We start from the raw sequence: 19,162 nt of genomic DNA, 5'->3' as shown, positions 1-19,162 counted from the left end.
GGTTCGGATTCGATATAAGCCCTAACAAGTCAAATATTGCGGCGGGAGCGCGGCGTTGCTCCCATGCCGTAACGTGCATAACGCCGCGCAGATAGCAGATTTCCATGCCAGATACGATCCTCAAAACCCGGGCACACAGCCTTCTTGCGGCGTCCGGACGCAGCGATGTTCCCCCGTTCATGGTGATGGATGTGATGGCCGCCGCGGCGCGGATCGAGGCCGCTGGCGGGCACGTGATTCACATGGAAGTCGGGCAACCGGCAGCGCCCGCGCCCAAGGTGGCCATCGAGGCTGCGCAGGCTGCACTGGCGCACGGGCGGATCGAATATACCGCTGCGCTCGGCACGCCATCGCTGCGTGCGCGGATCTCCAGGCATTATCGCGACGTCTATGGCTGCACGGTCGATCCGGAGCAGATCGTGGTGACCACCGGCTCTTCCGGCGCGTTCATCCTGTCGTTTCTGGCCCTGTTCGAGCCCGGCGACCGCGTCGCCGTCACCGTGCCCGGCTATCCGCCGTATCGGCATATTCTGACTGCGCTCGGCTGCGAGCCGGTACTGATCGAGACCCATGCCGACAAACGGCACGCTCTGACTGCCGAGGATTTGCTCGCCGCGCATCGCGAGAAGCCGCTGAAGGGCGTGCTGGTCGCTAGTCCGGCCAATCCCACGGGCACCATGATGTCGCGCGAAGCACTGACCAGCCTGATCCACGCGGCCGATGACGCCGGCATCCGCTTCATCTCGGATGAGATCTATCATGGGCTCGATTATGCATTTCCGGCCGTGACCGCGGCCGAGCTGTCGCCGAACGCGCTGGTGATCAATTCCTTCTCGAAGTACTTTTGCATGACTGGCTGGCGCGTCGGCTGGATGGTTGTGCCCAAGCCGCTGGTGCGGTCCATGGAACGGCTGCAGCAGAACCTGTCGATCTCGGTGCCGACGCTGTCGCAGATAGCAGCGGAAGCTGCGTTCGACGGCCATGCGCAGATGGAAGACATCAAGCATGGCTATCAGGAGAACCGCCGCGTCCTGACCGCAGGATTGCCGCAAGCCGGCCTCACGGACTTCCTGCCGGCCGATGGCGCCTTCTATCTCTATGCAGACGTGTCGAAATTCACCACTGACAGCTTCGATTTCGCCAAGCAGATGCTGGAACAGGCACATGTCGCCGCAACGCCCGGCAGCGACTTCGATCCGATCCATGGCAAGTCCTATATTCGCTTCTCCTATGCGAGCTCCACCGAGGACATGCACGAGGCTGTCGCGCGGATCAGCAAATGGCTCGGGCAGGGCGGCCCGAAGTGAGGGAGCCTGTCTTGTCGATGGATTCATCCGTCTCGAATTTGCCCCACGTCTCGATCGCCAGTGTGTGGTGGCCGGCTCGCCGCAAAGGCTTCGCCGTCGTACGGCGCGCCATAGTGCTGGCGGCGTTCGGAGTCGCGTTGTTGGCGGTTTCGGCGAAGATCAATCTGCCACTGCCATATGTGCCGATGACCCTGCAGACGCTGGTCGTTTTGATGATCGGCGCCGTCTATGGCTGGCGCCTCGGCACGTTGACGATCATCGCCTATCTCGCCGTCGGTGCATTGGGATTGCCGGTGTTCGCCGGGCCCGTTGGCGGTCTCAAACCGCTCACAGGGGCGACGGCCGGCTTCCTGTCCGGCTTCGTCGTTGCTGCATTCGTCACGGGCTGGTTCAGCGAACGCGGATGGGATCGCTCGATGGTCCGCCTGTTCGTTGTCATGGCCATCGGCCACATCGTGATCATGGCCATGGGCTTTGCCTGGCTGGCTTACGGTATGAAGCTCGGCGCCGAGAAAGCCTGGTTGGTCGGCGTGATGCCGTTCCTGGCGGGGGCATTAGTGAAGAACACATTGGGCGCGATCCTAGTGCCCGTCCTGCGCGGAATGGTTGATCGCCGGTATCGCTGAACGCTCGGCGCGATATTTGTTCATTAATCGCCCAAGTAATTCCGCGTGGCGGCTTGCAAGAGGCCGCCCATGTGACTAATGACCGCGGCAGTAAAAATGCTCAGGGAGTTGAAGCGGAATGTCTGCGGTAACGGCAACGGCGGGTCCGGGAGTGGCCGCTCCGGTCAAAAAGCCCTGGTACAAGGTTCTCTATATTCAGGTGCTGATCGCCATCGTGATCGGTGTGCTGGTCGGGTGGCTGGAGCCTCAGTTCGCCACCAATGAATGGATCAAGGCGCTCGGCGACGGCTTCATCAAGCTGATCAAGATGGTGATCGCGCCGATCATCTTCTGTACCGTGGTGTCTGGCATTGCCCATATCCAGGACGCCAAGAAGGTCGGCCGCGTCGGCATCAAGGCGCTGGTCTATTTCGAGATTGTCTCGACCTTCGCGCTGATCCTCGGCCTTGTGATGGGCAACCTGTTCCAGGTCGGCCATGGTCTGGTGACCAAGACCGAAGGTAGCGCAGGCGCAGTCGCCAATTACGTCAAGCAGGCTGAAGCAACGAAGTCGGTCGATTTCGTGCTCAACATCATTCCCGACAGTGTCGTTGGCGCCTTCGCCAAGGGCGACATCCTGCAGGTGCTGTTGTTCGCGATCCTGTTCGGTTTTGCGCTGATGGCGCTGGGCGAGCGTGGTCACAGGCTACGCGACATGATTGATGAGACGTCGCATGCCGTGTTCGGCGTGATCGCCATCGTCATGAAGGCCGCCCCCCTCGGCGCATTCGGCGCGATGGCCTACACCATTGGCAAGTTCGGCCCGGCGGCGCTCACCAACCTGTTGAGCCTGATCGTGCTGTTCTACGCGACTGCAGCACTGTTCGTGGTGGTCGTGCTCGGCATCATTGCCCGCATCGTCGGCTTCAACATCTTCAAGTTCATCGTCTACATCAAGGATGAGCTTTTGATCGTGCTCGGCACTTCTTCGTCGGAAAGCGCGTTGCCGCAGCTGATGGAGAAGCTGCAGCGTCTGGGCTGTTCGAAGTCGGTCGTCGGCCTCGTGGTGCCGACCGGCTATTCGTTCAACCTCGACGGCACCAACATCTACATGACCCTGGCGACGCTGTTCATCGCCCAGGCGCTCGGGGTGGATCTGTCGTTCGGCCAGCAGGTGACTATCCTGATCGTGGCGATGCTGACCTCCAAGGGTGCTTCGGGCGTCACCGGCGCCGGCTTCATCACGCTGGCAGCCACGCTGTCGGTGGTTGATCCGCGTCTGGTGCCCGGCATGGCGATCGTGTTCTCGATCGACAAATTCATGAGCGAGGTGCGCGCGCTTACCAACATCACGGGCAACGGCATTGCTACGGTGTTCGTGTCGTGGTGGGAAGGCGAGCTTGATCACGACACGATGCACGCCAATCTCAACAAGACCATCGATCCATCGGATGTCGAAACGGCAATCACCACGGACTGATCCGCAGTAGATCGCAGCACTAAAAAAGCCGCCCGGTTTTGCCGGGCGGCTTTTCGTTGTTGCGTTGGAAGGCGCTTAGTCGCTGCCGAGGACGCGTGACCACCAGCCGGCTTTGCGCGGCTGGGCTTCGACCGCAGGGGCCGGTGCAGCGGCTGGAGCAGGTGCCGGCTCCGGGGCTGTAGCGACAGGCGCTGCCGCGGGCTGTGGCTCCGGAGACGTCGAACCGAAGTTGACCTTCTCGCGCACCGTCGAGCGACGACGTGCTGCAGCCTTGTCATCTTCCTGCGGTGCCGCGGCTTCCTGCACGGGGGGAGGTGCTGCGACAGGAGCAGGGGCAGCCGGCGCCGGCTCAGGCGCTGCCGGAGCGAACATCGGCACGGCGTTGTGACGGCTCTGTTCGGCCTCTGGCTGTGGTGCGGCATAGGACGTCACGGTGTCCGAAGCTGCGTACTGGTGCGGCTGTGCGTCGTGGCGCGTGTCCTGACCTTCGAGATCGGCCACGGCATCGCTGGCTTCCGAGGTCTGCGTCGGTCCGAGTTCATCGGAGATCGATCCGGCGAGACCTTCGTCGTTACCGCCACGCCGGCGGCGTCCGCCGCGACGGCCACGGCGACGCGGGCGACGCTCGCCATCGGCCGGCTGATCGGCGCGGGCTTCACGGGGCTGATCGTCGGCCTCGTCGTCTTCACCTTCGCTGTCGTCGCCAACGGTTTCGACGTTACCTTCGACCGTGCCTTCAGCGGCGTTCTGGAGATCGCCGCCCTCGCGACCGGGAGCGCCGCCTTCGCGGGTTTCACCGGAGCGACCGCGACGGCGCCGACGGCGCTTGCGCTTGCGGCCATCGCCGTCTGCATCGCCGGTGGCGCTTTCACCCGAGGTCTCGTCGTCGGTGAGACCTTCGGTCTCCTCGGTTTCGATTTCGGCTTCCGTCTCGAACAGGTCTTCGTCGTCGAAGGGTTCTTCTTCCAGCGGCGGCGGGAAGGCTGCAACCTGAGCCGCGAGAAGCGCCTTGGCGGCTTCCAGCGTATGGACCTGTTCGCCGCGGTCGATCACGAAGGACTGCTGACCGCTGACATTCGGATCGGCGATGACGGCGAGCGTCACCTTGAAGCTATTTTCGAGATCGCGCAGATGGCCACGTTTGTGGTTCAGCACATAGAGCGCGACATCGGTGCGGGTGCGCACGATCAGGTTGTGCGTGGCGCCCTTCATCAGGGTCTCTTCGAGGCCGCGCAGCAACTGCAGGGCCACCGACGACACCGAACGAACGTGACCGCTGCCGCCGCAATGCGGGCAGATATCCGTGGAGCTTTCCAGCACGCTGGCGCGGATGCGCTGGCGCGACATTTCGAGCAGGCCGAAATGCGAGATGCGGCCGACCTGGATGCGCGCGCGATCCTGCCGCAGGCAGTCGCTCATCTTGCGTTCGACAGCGCGGTTATTGCGCTTCTCGTCCATGTCGATGAAGTCGATCACGATCAGACCGGCGAGATCGCGCAGGCGCAGCTGACGCGCGACTTCCTCGGCGGCTTCGAGATTGGTCTTCAGCGCGGTGTCTTCGATGTGGTGTTCGCGGGTCGAACGGCCCGAGTTCACGTCGATCGAGACCAGAGCTTCGGTCTGGTTGATGACGATGTAGCCACCGGAGCGCAGTTGCACGGTCGGCGAGAACATTGCGTCCAACTGGCTCTCGACGCCCATGCGCGAGAATAGCGGCTGGCCGTCGCGATACTGTTTCACCGCGCGCACATTGCTCGGCATCAGCATGTGCATGAAATCGCGCGCTTCCTGGTAGCCGGCTTCGCCCGCAACCTGGATTTCGTCGATTTCCTTGTTGTAGAGGTCGCGCAGCGAACGCTTGATCAGCGAGCCTTCCTCATAGACGAGGGTCGGGGCCTGCGACTTTAGCGTCATGTCGCGGACGGTTTCCCACATCCGGATCAGGTATTCGAAATCGCGCTTGATTTCCGGCTTGGTGCGCGAGGCACCGGCGGTGCGCAGGATGATCCCCATGCCTTCCGGCACGTCGAGGTCCGACACCACTTCCTTGAGACGCGAACGATCCTGTGCCGAAGTGATCTTGCGCGAGATGCCGCCGCCACGGGCAGTGTTCGGCATCAGCACGGCGTAACGGCCGGCAAGCGACAGGTAGGTGGTCAGTGCAGCGCCCTTGTTGCCGCGCTCTTCCTTGACGACCTGCACCAGCATGACCTGGCGGCGCTTGATGACTTCCTGGATCTTGTACTGGCGACGCGGACGGAAGGCGCGCTCCGGGACTTCCTCGAGAACGTCGTCACCGCCGACGGATTCGACCTGATCCTCTTCGGCTTCTTCCTCGCCGTCGTCTTCGTCTTCCTCGTCGCTGTCAGCGGCAGCGGTGTGCTCGCCCTCGGCACGCTCTTCGTGGTGAACGTCCTCGGCATGCGCCGCGTTCTCTTCGGCGTGAGCGGCCTGAATCTGTTCGTCATGCGCGTGATCATCATGCGCCTCGGCGGCGACTGGCGCCGGCGTCTCCGCAACGGCTTCGACCGGAGCAGGCGAGAAGCCTGCCGAAACAGGCTGTTCGGTCACAGGCTCGGATGCAACGACCTCTGACACGAGGACCTCGGGAGCCACAGCTTCGGCAGCGACGCTCTCGGACGCGACCGGTGCGGCGGCATGATCGTGATGATCATGGTCGTGCGCATGATCGCCTTCGGCGTGCTCATGCGCGTGGGTGTGCTCGTGACCGTCATGGTCATGATGGTCGTGATCGGCAGCGTGGTGCCCGTCATCATGGGTATGGCTGTGGACCTCGAAGGCCGGATCGCGCGGCTGTTCGGCCTGCGACGGATCGATCGCCGTCGTATCGACGACATCGCTCTGCACCCGCTCGCCACGGTCGCGGCGACGGGAGTTGCGATGACGCGAGCGCTTACGGTTGGAGCGGTTTTCGGTCTCTTCCTCAGCTTCGCGATGGGCCCGTTCATCCGCCTCGATCAGCGCCTGACGGTCGGCGACCGGGATCTGATAGTAGTCCGGATGGATTTCGCTGAAAGCGAGAAAGCCGTGGCGGTTGCCACCGTATTCGATGAAGGCGGCCTGCAGCGATGGTTCGACGCGCGTGACCTTGGCGAGGTAGATATTGCCGCGGAGCTGCTTGCGCTGCGCAGTCTCGAAATCAAACTCTTCGACGCGATTGCCGCGAACCACGACGACCCGGGTCTCTTCCGGGTGAGTCGCATCGATCAACATTTTGTTTGGCATTTGGAAGCTCATGGAGGCGGACGGCGTGCGTGGCGGCAAGCGCGTATCGCGCAGCCGGGTGACGCAACGGTCCACCTGATTCGGGGGTGAGGGGAAGGCCGAAACACAGCCCTGAACGCCGTGCCGATCGCGAGGTCAGTGCGGGGCGACGCGCGAGGCTTGGGCCTCGCATCGGCATAGTTCCCACCTGGGTCTCGGTCGGCATCACAGTCTGGCGCATCAAGCGTCGGCCCGTCTGAACATCTTGGCGGCAAAGGCGCCGCCTTTTGCTGACGTCCGGCGCGCCGCAGAACGCGGTCACCGGCTGTCGCATACTCCGCCCGTAAGGCCGGAATAATCGGTCATGAAGTGTCTAAAGCCGCCCCGGGAGCGAGAAAGGACCTGGGACCGGACACCGCCTGGGCTAAGACCGCCTCTCTGGGCAACCGCGCGCTGCGCTGGTTGTAGAGAGGAGGCCGGAAAACGCTGGATCCACCGATAGATGGTCGGGGGAGCGAGCGTTGCACCGGGAGGCTGAACGCGACACAACCGGGAGTTAAACCGTCAGCTCTTCGTACATACGAGGAATGGGGGTCGCATGCAAGGGAAGCGTCACAAGGCTGCAACACTCAGGCTTATTCGATATGGCCGACTTAAGCTCCGGTTAACCCTGCAATCCTATTGGGTTAATGAGGGGCTGCTTCGGAGGCAGTGGATTCGTTGACGAGCCGCGCAAACCACATCGTCAGGCTGGCCACGGTGCTCTTCAGTGCCGGTTTCGGGCTGTTTTGGTGTCCGAACTCCGCCCAGGCCGCCGGCGAGACGCCACGCGCGGAAGTCGAGGGCGTTTTCCCGATCGCCTCCGACGTGCGGATCGCCGGTGACGAGAAACAGACCCGTTTCATTCTCGATCTCGACCGGAAGATCCCGCTGCGTGCCTTTGCGCTGGCTGACCCATATCGGGTGGTCATCGATCTTCCCCAGGTCAATTTCCATCTCGACCCCGGCGCCGGGACGGTCTCCCGCGGCCTGATCAAGGCGTTCCGCTACGGTCTGGTGATGCCTGGCGGGTCGCGCATGGTGTTTGACCTGACCGGACCGGCCAAGATCAAGAATTCCTACGCGCTCGATCCCGCCAACGGGCAGCCGGCGCGGATGGTGATCGAACTCGAATCGGTCGATCGCACTACATTCGTACAGGCGCTGGCAGTTGAGAATCGCCCGGATCTGCGACCGGCCGTCGGAACGACTGCTGCGGCGTCTCCGGTTGCCACCAAGGTGGTCGCCAGCGCCGTGCCCGATGCCGCGCCGGACGCCCGTCCAGTCATCGTGATCGATCCCGGTCATGGCGGCATCGATAACGGCACCCAGGCCGGCGGCGAGAGCGAGAAGGGGATCGTGCTGGGTTTCGGTCTGGCCCTGCGTGATCGTCTGGAGAAGCTCGGCAAATACCGGATCGTGATGACCCGCGCCGACGATACGTTCATCCCCCTGGATGAACGGGTGAAGGTGGCGCGCAACCAGTCGGCTGCTTTGTTTGTCTCCATCCATGCCGATGCATTGCCGCGAGGCGAGGGGGATGCGCAGGGCGCCACTGTTTACACGCTGTCCGATAAGGCCTCCGATGCGGAGGCGGAGCGGCTGGCAGACTCGGAAAACAAGGCGGACGCCATCGCCGGCGTCAATCTGACGGAAGAACCAACTGACGTTGCCGACATCCTGATCGACTTGGCGCAGCGCGAAACCCGGACCTTCTCGAACCGCTTTGCCCGGCTGGTGGTGGGCGAGATGAAGACCACGGCGCGGATGCACAAGCATCCCCTGAAATCGGCAGGTTTCCGCGTGCTCAAGGCCCCGGATGTCCCCTCAGTGCTGATCGAACTGGGTTACGTGTCCAACAAGGACGATCTCCAGCAGCTGATGTCCGAGAACTGGCGCTCCAAGACTGTCGGGGCGGTCGCCAAGGCGATCGACGGGTTCTTCTCCAAGCGGATGGTCTCTGCCGGCCCGGGAAACTGACGACCGGAACTGAAAATGACAAATCTTTCAGTACGAAAGCCCTGGCCTTCAGTATGAAAGCCCTAGTTTGGCCACAGCCGGAGCTCTATAAAAATTTCCGTGTGGCTGTCAGAATCGGTCAAGACTGACGGCCATTTCGGGTTGTCTCCTTGCTGATTTTTGCCGCGGGACTTGTTGCTGACTTCGAGCCCATGGGGGCCGCCGTATGCTATATTGCGGCACAGCGATTGAAACGGATCGTCGATAATGCGTCTGCTGGTGCGGTTTCTGGGTTTCTTGTTCGCTGCAGGAACCGTGGTGTTCCTGGTGGGCGTCGCCGCCGCAGCCGGGCTGATCTGGCATTATTCCAAGGACTTACCGGACTATTCGCAGCTTCAGGATTATGAGCCGCCGGTCATGACGCGCGTCCATGCGGCGGACGGTGCACTGCTTGGCGAATACTCCAAGGAGCGCCGGCTCTATCTGCCGATTCAGGCCGTGCCGAAGCTGGTGATCAACGCGTTCCTCGCGGCCGAAGACAAGAATTTCTACGAGCATGGTGGCCTCGATTATTCGGGCATGGCGCGCGCGATGGTGCTTTACGCGCAGAACCTTGGCTCCAACCGCCGGCCGCAGGGCGCGTCGACGATCACGCAGCAGGTTGCGAAGAACTTCCTTCTGACCAACGAGGTCTCCTTCACCCGCAAGATCAAGGAAGCCTTGCTGGCGATGCGCATCGAGCGCACCTATTCGAAGGACAAGATTCTCGAATTGTATCTCAATGAAATCTATCTCGGCCTCGGTGCCTATGGCATCGCCGCCGCCTCGTTGGTCTATTTCGACAAGTCGGTGAACGAACTGACCGTGTCGGAAGCGGCGTATCTCGCAGCTTTGCCGAAGGCGCCGTCGTCGCTGCATCCGATCAAGAACCGCGACCGTGCCACCGAGCGCCGCAACTATGTGGTTGATCGTCTGCTGGAGAACGGCTGGATCAAGCAGGCTGATGCCGACAAGGCGCGCAAGGAGACGCTGAGCGTCACCGGCCGCAACAGTTCTGGTCACATCTTTGCCGGCGAGTATTTTGCGGAGGAAGTGCGCCGCGACATCCTGGAACGCTACGGCGAAAAGAAGCTCTATGAAGGCGGTCTCTCGGTCCGCACCACACTCGATCCCAAGCTGCAGGTAATGGCGCGCAAGACCATGACCAACGGCCTGATCAATTTCGACGAGGTGCGTGGCTGGCGCGGAGCGACCAACAAGATCGATATTTCCGGTGACTGGGGCGTGAAGCTCGCCGAGGTCAAAGCGCTGTCCGACATCGCGCCGTGGAAGCTCGCGGTCGTGCTGGATGTCAGCGATCAGTCGGCGCGGATCGGCTTTCAGCCGGGCCGTGAACTCGGCGGTGCTGTGCTCAAGGATCGCCAGACCGGCATCCTCACGCTGGACGGCGTGCGCTGGGCCAAACCCGCCGCCGGCCCGACAAAGGGCAAAACACCGACGGCCGTGTCGCAGGTTTTGGCCGCGGGCGACGTGATCTATGTCGATCCGCTCACAAACAAGGACGGTTCCGTCGTCGAAGGCCAGTTCCGGCTGCGGCAGTATCCGGAAGTGTCCGGTGCCATGGTTGCGATGGATCCTTTGACCGGACGTGTGCTCGCCATGGTCGGCGGCTTCTCGTTCGACCAGAGCCAGTTCAACCGCGCCACGCAGGCCTATCGTCAGCCCGGCTCATCCTTCAAGCCGCTGGTCTATTCGGCAGCGATGGACAACGGCTACACGCCGTCCACCGTCGTGGTCGACGCGCCGATCGAGATCGATCAGGGGCAGGGCGCCGGGGTGTGGCGTCCGGAGAACTATTCGACCGGTAAGTATTACGGCCCGGTGACGCTGCGCAACGCGCTCATGCGCTCGCTGAACACGGTTACGGTGCGTCTGGCGCAGGACGTCGGCATGCCGCTGATCGGCGAATATGCCAAGCGGTTCGGCGTCTATGATGAATTGCCGAATTATCTGTCCTACGCGCTCGGCGCCGGTGAAACGACCGTCATGCGGATGGTGACGGCCTATTCGATGTTCGCCAATGGCGGCCGCCGCGTGAAGTCGACGCTGATCGACCGTATTCAGGACCGCTACGGGCATACGATTTTCAAGCACGACCAGCGCGAATGCCGCGGCTGCGACGCGCCGGAGGGGTGGAAGAACCAAGCTGAGCCGCAGCTCGTCGACCGCCGCGAGCAGGTGCTCGACGCCATGACCGCCTACCAGATCACCTCGATGATGGAAGGCGTCGTGCAGGGCGGCACCGCGACCGTGCTCCGCGAAGTCGGCAAGCCAATCGCCGGCAAGACCGGCACGACCAATGACGAGAAGGATGCCTGGTTCATCGGTTTCTCGCCTGACGTCGTCGTCGGTATCTATGTCGGTTACGACAAGCCCCGGAACCTCGGCAACAAGGCCACCGGCGGTGCGCTGGCTGCGCCGATCGCGAAGGACTTCATGAAGCTTGCGCTCGCCGACAAGCCGGCCGTGCCGTTCCGCGTGCCTGCCGGCATCAAGCTGATCCGCGTCGACGCCAAGTCGGGCATGCGCGCCGGACCGGGCGATGGCGGCCGCACCATCCTCGAGGCCTTCAAGCCGGGCACCGCGCCGCCGGACAACTACTCTGTGATCGGTGTCGCCGATGCGGACGGTCGTTCGCTCTCGGTGTCGCCGGAAACCGACCGCAGTTTCATGCGACCGGGAACGGGCGGGCTGTATTGAGGCTCATCTGACCCACAGCAGATCCTTGCGGATTGCGCTTTGCCGCGCACGCCGCTACATCCCGATCACCATTCGTATTGCGGCTGATGCCGCCAGATCAGAGTTTCCATGCGCGCTGAAATCGAACGCCTCGTAGAAGAGATCAAGCAGTCAGTCGGGCTGCTGAGGAGGCATCTTTGACGTCGATGCATCCACGGCACGACTTGCAGAGCTGAACGCTCTCGCCGAAGATCCCAATCTCTGGAACGACCCGCAAAAGGCCCAACGGCTGATGCAGGAGCGCACCTCGCTAGAGGATTCGCTTCAGGGCATCGGCAAGGTCATGCGCGAACTCGACGATAATATCGAAATGATCGAGCTCGGCGAGGCCGAGGGCGATCAGGGCGTGGTGACCGAAGCCGAGAATGCGCTCAAGGCGCTGAAGAAAGAGGTCGCGCGCCGCGAGCTGGAAGCGCTGCTCTCTGGCGAGGCCGATCGCTTCGACACCTATCTCGAAGTCCATGCCGGCGCTGGCGGCACCGAGAGCCAGGACTGGGCCTCGATGCTGCTGCGCATGTATACGCGCTGGGCTGAAAAGCACGGTTTCAAGATCGAGTATCTCGAAGAGACGCAGGGTGAAGAAGCCGGCATCAAATCGGCGACCATCCAGATCTCCGGCCACAATGCCTATGGCTGGCTGAAGACCGAGGGCGGCGTGCATCGTCTAGTGCGTATCTCGCCTTACGACTCAAACGCCCGTCGTCACACCTCGTTCTCGAGTGTCGCGATCTTCCCGGTCGTGGACGACAGCATCAAGATCGACATCAACGAGTCCGATGTGCGCGTCGATACGATGCGTTCAGGCGGCGCCGGCGGTCAGCACGTCAACAAGACGGAATCCGCCGTACGTCTGACGCATATTCCGAGTGGCGTGGCCGTGGTCTGTCAGGCCGGTCGTTCGCAGCACAAGAACAAGGCCCAGGCCTGGGACATGCTGCGCGCGCGACTCTACGAAATCGAGTTGAAGAAGCGCGAAGAGAAGGCCGCTGCCGATCAGGCTGCCAAGACCGATATCGGCTGGGGGCACCAGATCCGTTCTTATGTGCTGCAGCCCTATCAGATGGTGAAGGACCTGCGCACCGGCGTGCAGACGTCGGACACCTCAGGCGTGCTCGACGGCGATCTTGATGAGTTCATGGCGGCGACGCTGGCGCAGCGCGCCTTCGGCACGTCGCCAGGTGCCATCGACGACGTGGACTGAGCCATGCCCCATGTTGCGTTCATCGGTTTGGGACGCATGGGGCACGGCATGGCCGGCTGCTATCTCGAAGCCGGCTTCAGCGTTGCCGTCTGGAATCGCAGCAGGGCGAAAGCAGAAGATCTGATCGCACGTGGTGCACGCTGGGCAGCTTCACCGGCGGATGCAGCCGAAGGCGCCGATGCCATCGTCACGATGGTCGCCGATGACGAGGCTTCACAGACTGTGTGGCTCGGCATTGATGGTGCCGGGCGAACCGCGAAGGCGGGCGCGCTGGCGATCGAATGTTCGACGGTGTCGCACCAGCACGCGCTCGATCTTGCCAGGGCGCTGCAGGATCGCGGCCTGATCTATATCGATAGTCCGGTCACCGGTCTGCCGGATGCGGCTGCGAGCGGCAAGCTCACGCTGCTGGTCGGCGCGGATACTGCGGACCTCGACAAGGCCCGGCCGTTCCTGGCGCCGATCGGATCGACGATCCGGCATTTCGGCCCCGTCGGATCGGGTACGGTTTACAAGCTGATCAACAACCTGATGGGCGCAATCCATATCGCTGGGCTCGCCGAAGGTCTGGCCATTGCAGAACATGCCGGGCTGGACATGAAGCTGGTGCTGGAGTCCATCGCGAGCGGCGTTGCGGCAAGCCCACAGGTGCTGCGACATGCGCCGCGAATGGTGGCGCGCGATTATTCAGGCGCATCCTTCACCGCTGCACTGCGCCATAAGGATGCGGCCTATGCGGTGAGATTGGCGGAGCAGCTTTTGCAGGCGAGGCCCCTGGTCGGCGCAGCGGCTGTTGAAGCCTATGAAAAGGCGAAGGCTTTCGCGCCAGACGATGACGAAGCCAAAATGATCGAGCTCATCTCGCAACCGAGAGACGGCTGAGCAAGCTAACCGCCCGCCAAAGTCTGCGGCGTCTTGAAACAGTCGCGTCGCTGCGCGGCCGCTTCCGTTCTTCTTGTCACCCGATATCATCCGCATGCCGGAACTCAACATCCGGCGCTGGCTTATCCTGACGCCGCATGTCGCGGTATCACGAATTCAACGGGGTGTGGGGCATGAACAAGATCATTCCAATTCTTGCTGTTGGCGTTGCATTGATGCTGGGCGGCTGCGGCCGCGATCCCGGACCAGCAGGTCCGAAGGGCGAAACCGGCGCGCAGGGGCCGGCCGGTCCGCAGGGGGCGCAAGGCGTTCAGGGCATTCCCGGCGCGCAGGGACAGGCGGGTGCACAGGGACCTCAAGGTCCGCAGGGCACGCCCGGCGCCAAGGGTGACAAGGGCGATGCGGCATCAGTGAGCTTCCGCGCGGTGCAGGCAGATGGCGCGATCAGCTGCGAGGCGACGGAGACGCTGGTGTCCGTTGTCTGCCCGAGTGGCGGCGCACCGGATGGCACCAAGTGCACCACGACGCCAACCGTTGGTCTCTGCCTGAAGAAGTAATTGTGTGGCAGATTCAAATCGGCTGCTAGCCAACAGGTCCCTCGCTCGCAGGTGAGCGAGGGCCTTCAAACTTGCGGACGCGTGCTAGGCCTTGCCGTCGCTGCGTCGTCCGTAACTCGGAGGCACCGAAATCACGAGGTAGTATTCACACCGGCGCGCAGTCTTGTTCTCGAACCAGTGCTCGACGTCGACTTCGAAATACAGCGAGTCACCCTCATCCAGAACCGTCTCGGTATCCTTGGTTCTCACGGTGACGCGTCCGTGGGTGGCAAGGACGTGTTTGGATGTGCCCTGCGGGTAGGCGGGCAATTTGCCGGTCGAGGTTTTCGGGGGCAGGTGATGCAGGACGACTTCCACTGCCATGCCGGCCATGACGGGCGACAGCAGGAAGCGCTCGAAGCCCGTCTTTGAATCGCGAAAGATCTGGCGTTGATCCTTGCGCACCACAGCGAAGGCGCGTCGTGGCGCGTCGTCGTCGCCCATCAGCGTCGAGAACGATGTTTCCAGAGCCAGCGCGATACGTCGCGCGACCCCGATCGTCGGGCTCTTCTCGCCGCGCTCGACTTTCGACAGCATCGCCCGACTGACACCGGACTGCTTGGAGAACTGCTCCAGGGTCAGGTTGGCCTGTTCACGCAATATGCGAACCCGATCGCCGAATGCGCGACTGACGGGGTCTTCACGAACGACCTTCCGCGTCGCCGGTTTCGCCATATCGGGTGCTGCTCCAATGTCATTCGCGGATGTAATCCGCCGGTGATTCCATCTTAGGCGCCGTTGCCCGCCATGTCACATCCTGCTGCGGCAGATGACCGCGTGCGTCTTCTAAAGAATAAATAGCCGGGATGATCAGCTTGCCAAAATCTTCTATCGAAGATAGGTGTATCTTTAGAAGATGCCGGCGATCCGTTCGCCGACAAGCAGACATATCAGGAGGAAGAATGCACCTTGTTACTTTCCTGCACGAGGGCCGGGCCACGGTCGGCATTGCAGATCAGGCGCTCACTCAGGTCTCGCCGCTGCCGCGCGACGTTGCCCCCGATATGATTGCGCTAATTGCCAATTTCGATAGCCTGAAGGGTACGCTTACCGCTTCAGCGGGCGCGCCCCTTCCTGTCGCCAGCGTTGAGCTTCTTGCGCCAATCCCGCGCCCGGCACGCAACGTGTTTTGCGTTGGCAAGAACTATCATGAGCACGCGAAGGAATTCGCGGGTAGTGGTTTCGACTCCTCGGCAAAGGAAGTCGTGCCGGAAGCGCCAGTCATCTTCACGAAGCCGTCGAGCACGGTGATCGGTTCCGGCAAGTCGATTCCGAATTATCTCGATCCGACCGACAGTACCGACTACGAAGGCGAGCTGACGGTCGTCATCGGGCGTGGCGGCCGCGGCATCAAGAAGCAGGACGCGCTGGCGCATGTGTTCGGTTACACGATCATCAATGACGTCACGGCACGCACGCTGCAGCACAAGCATCGTCAGTGGTTCATCGGCAAGGGCATCGACGGTTTCTGCCCGATGGGTCCGGCGATCCTGACCGCTGACGAGATGCCCGACCCGACGAAAATGCGACTGACGACATCCGTCAATGGCGAAAAGCGCCAGGATGCGTCGGTGACCGATCTCATCTTCGACATTCCGACGCTGATCGAGACGCTCTCGGCAGGGATCACGCTGGAGCCGGGCGATCTGATCGCGACCGGAACGCCGGCTGGCGTCGGCCTCGGCTTCACGCCGCCGCGCTTCCTGAAGAAGGGCGACGTGGTTACGATCGAGGTCAGCGGCATCGGCAAACTCGAAAACCCGGTCGGCTGATTAAGCTTACATCGGTTGCGGTTTTGATGAAGAGGCGCGGGGCATCATCTGCCCCACGCTCAATTCTGCGAACTTCAACAACTTAGAGCTTTGAGAGCGCTCCAAGGCGCGCAGGCGCTGTCTCCCGAGATGGTGCGTCGTCCCCTGGATGCGACTGAAACCAATGCGTTGCTTAAAAACAAAACGGGAGACAAGTATGAAACGTCGTGACTTCATTGCAGGCCTCGGGGGCCTGTCGACGCTCGCTTTGACCGGTCAGGGCGTACGCGCGCAGGAAGCCTGGCCAAGCCGCAACATCACCATGGTCGTGCCATTTCCGGCCGGCGGGCAGGCCGACATCGCCGCGCGTCCGGTCGCGAGCTATATGCAGAAGGTCCTCGGCAAGCCGGTCATCATCGACAACCGCAGCGGCGCCGGCGGCTCGCTCGGCAACGCGACCGTTGCCCGCGCGCAGCCTGACGGGCATACGCTGCTGATGACGCTGTCGTCGCTCGCGGTGCTGCCTGAGTCGGATCGCATCTACGATCGGCCGGTCGCCTATGAAGTCGATCAACTGCAGCCTGTTGCGCGCGTGCTCGCAGATCCGACCCTGTTCGCCGTGCCGGCTAGTGCGCCCTGGAAAACGATTCAGGAATTCGTCGCCGACGCCAAGGCGCGTCCCGGAGCGATATCGTACGGATCGTCGGGTCCGTTCGGTACGCTGCACGTTTCGATGGAGATGTTTGCGATCGCCGCCGGCATCAAGCTGCTCCACGTCCCTTATCGCGGCGCAACGCCTGCGATCAGCGATCTCCTGGGTGGCCAAATCCAGGCGCTGGCCTCGGCGCCGGGCACGCTCAAGCAACATGTGGATGCCGGGACATTGCGTGTTCTCGCAAACTTCGGCGGCGAACGCCTCGCTGCCTTCCCGAGTCTGCCGACGTTCAAGGAACTGGGCTATCCCGATGTCGAATTCTACATCTGGGCCGGCCTGTTTGCGCCGAAGGGAATGCCCGCACCGGTCGTGACCAAGTTGCGCGAGACCATGAAGCAGGCGATGAGCGATCCGGAAGTCACGAAGACGTTCGAGGCTGCCGGCAATATGCCCGCCTATCAGGACTCGGAAGAGTTCGCGGCGTTCGTGGCCAAGGACAGCGCGCGTCTGGTTGCCGTCGCAAGGAAGATCGGCAAGGTCTAACTGCGGCTGCGTGTCCACTCCGACAGCCAAGCCGTGAAGCGGCCGCTGTCGCGGGTGCCGCCATGCCAGGCGGCAGTCACCTGACCGTCGCTCGCAACCATCAGCACCACGTCGAGACCCGCCGAACGGCGCAGGGTCTCGACGGCCTGCTGCGGCGTCTGTGCAATCGGGCCGGCGACGTTGAATGAGGTATTCACCGACAGCTCGACGCCGATATGGCGACCGAGCGCCTTGAGATAGGCATGAGTGAGCGGATCATCCTCGGCGCGGACGATCTGGATACGTCCGGTGCCATCGGCATGGATAACGGCCGGAATTCTCTCCCGTGCATGAGGCTTCGATTGCGCCGTCAGCACCATGTAATTGTAGGCGTTGTAGTTCGCGTCAGACGCGCCCTCCAGCAAATCGAAATACTCGTGCGCCGCGTCAAGCGTCGCCATCGGCGCCAAGGGGCGGATCGCCTCGCGATATTTCACGCGTTCATTGAGCCGTTCGCGCGTACCGGCGTCGCAGGGATTGGCGAGGATCGAGCGATGGCCGAGCGCACGTGGGCCGGTCTCCGCCGCGCCCTGATAGAGCGCGATGATGCCGCTCTGAGCGACCATGAAGGCCATCAGGTCGGCAATTGTATCGCAGCCCTCAGGCGTTGAGATATTGCCGATTGTCTGTGTCTTGATGTCGTCAGCCTGCAGTGCCGCGGTGATGTCGCTCTGTGTCGGCGCATCGCCGCAATAGAACGCGTGCGTCATCGCGGCGCCGCGTGGCGCGCCGATGAGATGCGCGAACATCCAGGCGGCGCCGATGGTCACGCCAGGGTCGCCGGGCGTCGGCGGGATCCAGAGATGCAGCCGTTTTGCACGCCCCTGAGCCTGAGTGAACCACGCCTCGTCGAAATGCTGCAGCAGCCGCATATTGCCGAGTGCGTTCAGCGCCACGCCACCGGTGAGCACCAGCCGATGCGCGCCGGTGGTGCGCAGCAGATGATCGACGACGTGCTTCATCGCGTCCTCGAACACAAGCTGCGTCGCTGCCGCTTTATCGAGACGGTCCTGCGTATCCGGCCGGTGCTGGATATCTTCGACGCGCAGCACGGCGTCCGGATTCCAGAGCTGATCTGGTTTGAGCGGCTCGCCGAGAATCTTGATCAATGCGGACTTGTAAGGCGCCTCGAACGGGTCGCAGTACCAGTTGCCCATGGCGCGGTTGAGCTGGATCTCACCATTTGCACCGAAATGCAGCACCTCGCGCAAGCGTGCGTAATACGGATTGCTGGCGCGATCCATGTCGCCCCAGGCGGCCGCGCCCATATAGCGGCCCTCGCTGGAGAGCCAAGTCCAGCCGCCCTGTGTCGACGAGATGACGCTGTAGAACGCACCGAGGGAGTCGAACACGCTGTTATTGCAATATAGCCGCTTCATCTCGCCGTTCTCGGCCGCATAGAGCGAGATCGAGCCCTGATCACCGGTTCCGTCGAGGACGGCGATAGCGACCGGCTCAGTGCTGTCATCGAATGGCGACGCTGCAAATGAGAACCAGGCATGGTTATCGTGGTGCGGCATCATCACTAGTGGGACGCGCGCGGGCAGGCCGAATTGCTTGCGGAGCAGCTTCGGGGTCCGCGTCATCTGCTCGAGGCGTCTTGCGTCGAAGCTGACGGAGTTCTTGGTGCGCAGCAGCTTCAATCCGTCGGGCAGTTCTTCGACGATGCTTCGCACCAGGGTGCCGAGCAGATCGGGATAGTCCCAGGTCGTCAGCCATGCATCGATATCGGCGACGTCACGGCCCATCGCTTGCAGCGTGACGCGCATCGCATCGAGTGCTGCGCGCGGATATTGCGTGGTGTGCTTGTCGCCCGAGAAGCGCTCTTCTTCGTTGTTGATGATGAGGCGCGGACCGTGAGCCTGCGTGACTTCGACCAGCGCCACGCCCGAATTGTGCGTGCCGGGCAGTCCGAGGCCGGCGAGTAGAACCGTCTCACCGCGCGCAAGCTTGGCGCGGATCTCTACGATGCGACGGACCGTGAAATGGGAGTCGTTGGCGTGAAAACCTGCCAGCGTCATCGCCCAAGTCGCGACCCGTCGTGTGGCGCGGAAATAGAACCGGCCGAGACGGGGGAAACG

The 19,162-nt window shown here is 62.5% G+C and carries 13 protein-coding genes; 10 read left to right on the top strand and 3 right to left on the bottom strand.

The features are described from left to right. Positions 1-104 precede the first annotated feature (104 nt). The 3 genes from AB8A50_RS07200 to AB8A50_RS07190 all read left to right on the top strand — a co-directional run bounded on the left by AB8A50_RS07200 (position 105) and on the right by AB8A50_RS07190 (position 3,392). Positions 105-1,307 carry a pyridoxal phosphate-dependent aminotransferase gene (locus tag AB8A50_RS07200; protein WP_439077244.1) on the top strand — a complete coding sequence of 401 codons (1,203 nt, stop codon included), beginning with the start codon at positions 105-107 and terminating at the stop codon, positions 1,305-1,307. Positions 1,308-1,324: 17 nt separating this feature from the next. Continuing rightward, a complete protein-coding gene (locus tag AB8A50_RS07195; protein WP_439077243.1) occupies positions 1,325-1,933 on the top strand; it encodes a biotin transporter BioY in 609 nt (202 codons plus the stop codon). 118 nt (positions 1,934-2,051) lie between these two features. Then, a complete protein-coding gene (locus tag AB8A50_RS07190; RefSeq protein WP_089264122.1) occupies positions 2,052-3,392 on the top strand; it encodes a dicarboxylate/amino acid:cation symporter in 1,341 nt (446 codons plus the stop codon). 75 nt (positions 3,393-3,467) lie between these two features. Here the strand turns inward: AB8A50_RS07190 and AB8A50_RS07185 are convergent, their stop codons facing one another. Further along, complete coding sequence (locus tag AB8A50_RS07185) at positions 3,468-6,638, bottom strand: Rne/Rng family ribonuclease (protein ID WP_439077242.1); 3,171 nt, start codon at positions 6,636-6,638, stop codon at positions 3,468-3,470. A gap of 699 nt (positions 6,639-7,337) precedes the next feature. Here AB8A50_RS07185 and AB8A50_RS07180 point away from each other — a divergent pair. The 5 genes from AB8A50_RS07180 (at position 7,338) to AB8A50_RS07160 (ending at position 14,054) form a co-directional block, all read left to right on the top strand. Further along, complete coding sequence (locus tag AB8A50_RS07180) at positions 7,338-8,636, top strand: N-acetylmuramoyl-L-alanine amidase (protein ID WP_439077241.1); 1,299 nt, start codon at positions 7,338-7,340, stop codon at positions 8,634-8,636. Positions 8,637-8,882: 246 nt separating this feature from the next. After that, on the top strand, positions 8,883-11,375 hold the full coding sequence (locus AB8A50_RS07175; RefSeq protein WP_439077240.1) for a penicillin-binding protein 1A: 2,493 nt from the start codon (positions 8,883-8,885) through the stop codon (positions 11,373-11,375). A gap of 108 nt (positions 11,376-11,483) precedes the next feature. Continuing rightward, positions 11,484-12,615, top strand: a protein-coding gene (prfB, locus tag AB8A50_RS07170) for a peptide chain release factor 2 (protein ID WP_139285829.1) whose coding sequence is annotated in 2 segments (ribosomal slippage) — positions 11,484-11,552 and positions 11,554-12,615 — 1,131 coding nt in all. Because the reading frame shifts where the segments join, the coding sequence is not laid out codon by codon here. 3 nt (positions 12,616-12,618) lie between these two features. Then, positions 12,619-13,497: an NAD(P)-dependent oxidoreductase gene (locus AB8A50_RS07165; protein WP_439077239.1), complete on the top strand. Its 879-nt coding sequence runs from the start codon at positions 12,619-12,621 to the stop codon at positions 13,495-13,497. A gap of 173 nt (positions 13,498-13,670) precedes the next feature. Continuing rightward, positions 13,671-14,054 carry a hypothetical protein gene (locus AB8A50_RS07160; protein ID WP_439077238.1) on the top strand — a complete coding sequence of 128 codons (384 nt, stop codon included), beginning with the start codon at positions 13,671-13,673 and terminating at the stop codon, positions 14,052-14,054. A gap of 84 nt (positions 14,055-14,138) precedes the next feature. Here AB8A50_RS07160 and AB8A50_RS07155 read toward each other — a convergent pair whose 3' ends face one another. Beyond that, a complete protein-coding gene (locus tag AB8A50_RS07155; protein WP_089264128.1) occupies positions 14,139-14,768 on the bottom strand; it encodes a helix-turn-helix domain-containing protein in 630 nt (209 codons plus the stop codon). A gap of 227 nt (positions 14,769-14,995) precedes the next feature. Between AB8A50_RS07155 and AB8A50_RS07150 the strand changes: the two genes are divergently transcribed. Together AB8A50_RS07150 and AB8A50_RS07145 are read left to right on the top strand one after the other, a co-directional pair. Further along, positions 14,996-15,865 (top strand): fumarylacetoacetate hydrolase family protein, encoded by an 870-nt coding sequence (locus AB8A50_RS07150; protein ID WP_439077237.1) that lies wholly within the window; start codon positions 14,996-14,998, stop codon positions 15,863-15,865. Between the two features lie 196 nt (positions 15,866-16,061). Next, positions 16,062-17,042: a tripartite tricarboxylate transporter substrate binding protein gene (locus AB8A50_RS07145; protein ID WP_439077236.1), complete on the top strand. Its 981-nt coding sequence runs from the start codon at positions 16,062-16,064 to the stop codon at positions 17,040-17,042. Here the strand turns inward: AB8A50_RS07145 and AB8A50_RS07140 are convergent. Then, positions 17,039-19,102, bottom strand: coding sequence for a carbamoyltransferase C-terminal domain-containing protein (locus tag AB8A50_RS07140; RefSeq protein WP_439077235.1), 2,064 nt, complete (start codon positions 19,100-19,102; stop codon positions 17,039-17,041). The genes AB8A50_RS07145 and AB8A50_RS07140 overlap by 4 nt on opposite strands. Positions 19,103-19,162: the final 60 nt, after the last annotated feature.

Source organism: Tardiphaga sp. 841_E9_N1_2, from assembly GCF_051811065.1.
In the GTDB taxonomy this organism is placed as follows: Bacteria; Pseudomonadota; Alphaproteobacteria; order Rhizobiales; family Xanthobacteraceae; genus Tardiphaga; species Tardiphaga robiniae.
This window is presented reverse-complemented; position numbering and strand designations above follow the sequence as displayed.

Coding starts and splice junctions, on each gene's coding strand:
- AB8A50_RS07175 (WP_439077240.1), top strand. CDS start 8,883: ATGCGTCTGCTGGTGCGGTTTCTGGGTTTCTTGTTCGCTGCAGGAACC.
- AB8A50_RS07185 (WP_439077242.1), bottom strand. CDS start 6,638: ATGCCAAACAAAATGTTGATCGATGCGACTCACCCGGAAGAGACCCGG.
- AB8A50_RS07200 (WP_439077244.1), top strand. CDS start 105: ATGCCAGATACGATCCTCAAAACCCGGGCACACAGCCTTCTTGCGGCG.
- AB8A50_RS07145 (WP_439077236.1), top strand. CDS start 16,062: ATGAAACGTCGTGACTTCATTGCAGGCCTCGGGGGCCTGTCGACGCTC.
- AB8A50_RS07140 (WP_439077235.1), bottom strand. CDS start 19,102: ATGACGCTGGCAGGTTTTCACGCCAACGACTCCCATTTCACGGTCCGT.
- AB8A50_RS07190 (WP_089264122.1), top strand. CDS start 2,052: ATGTCTGCGGTAACGGCAACGGCGGGTCCGGGAGTGGCCGCTCCGGTC.
- AB8A50_RS07150 (WP_439077237.1), top strand. CDS start 14,996: ATGCACCTTGTTACTTTCCTGCACGAGGGCCGGGCCACGGTCGGCATT.
- AB8A50_RS07195 (WP_439077243.1), top strand. CDS start 1,325: ATGGATTCATCCGTCTCGAATTTGCCCCACGTCTCGATCGCCAGTGTG.
- AB8A50_RS07155 (WP_089264128.1), bottom strand. CDS start 14,768: ATGGCGAAACCGGCGACGCGGAAGGTCGTTCGTGAAGACCCCGTCAGT.
- AB8A50_RS07160 (WP_439077238.1), top strand. CDS start 13,671: ATGAACAAGATCATTCCAATTCTTGCTGTTGGCGTTGCATTGATGCTG.
- AB8A50_RS07165 (WP_439077239.1), top strand. CDS start 12,619: ATGCCCCATGTTGCGTTCATCGGTTTGGGACGCATGGGGCACGGCATG.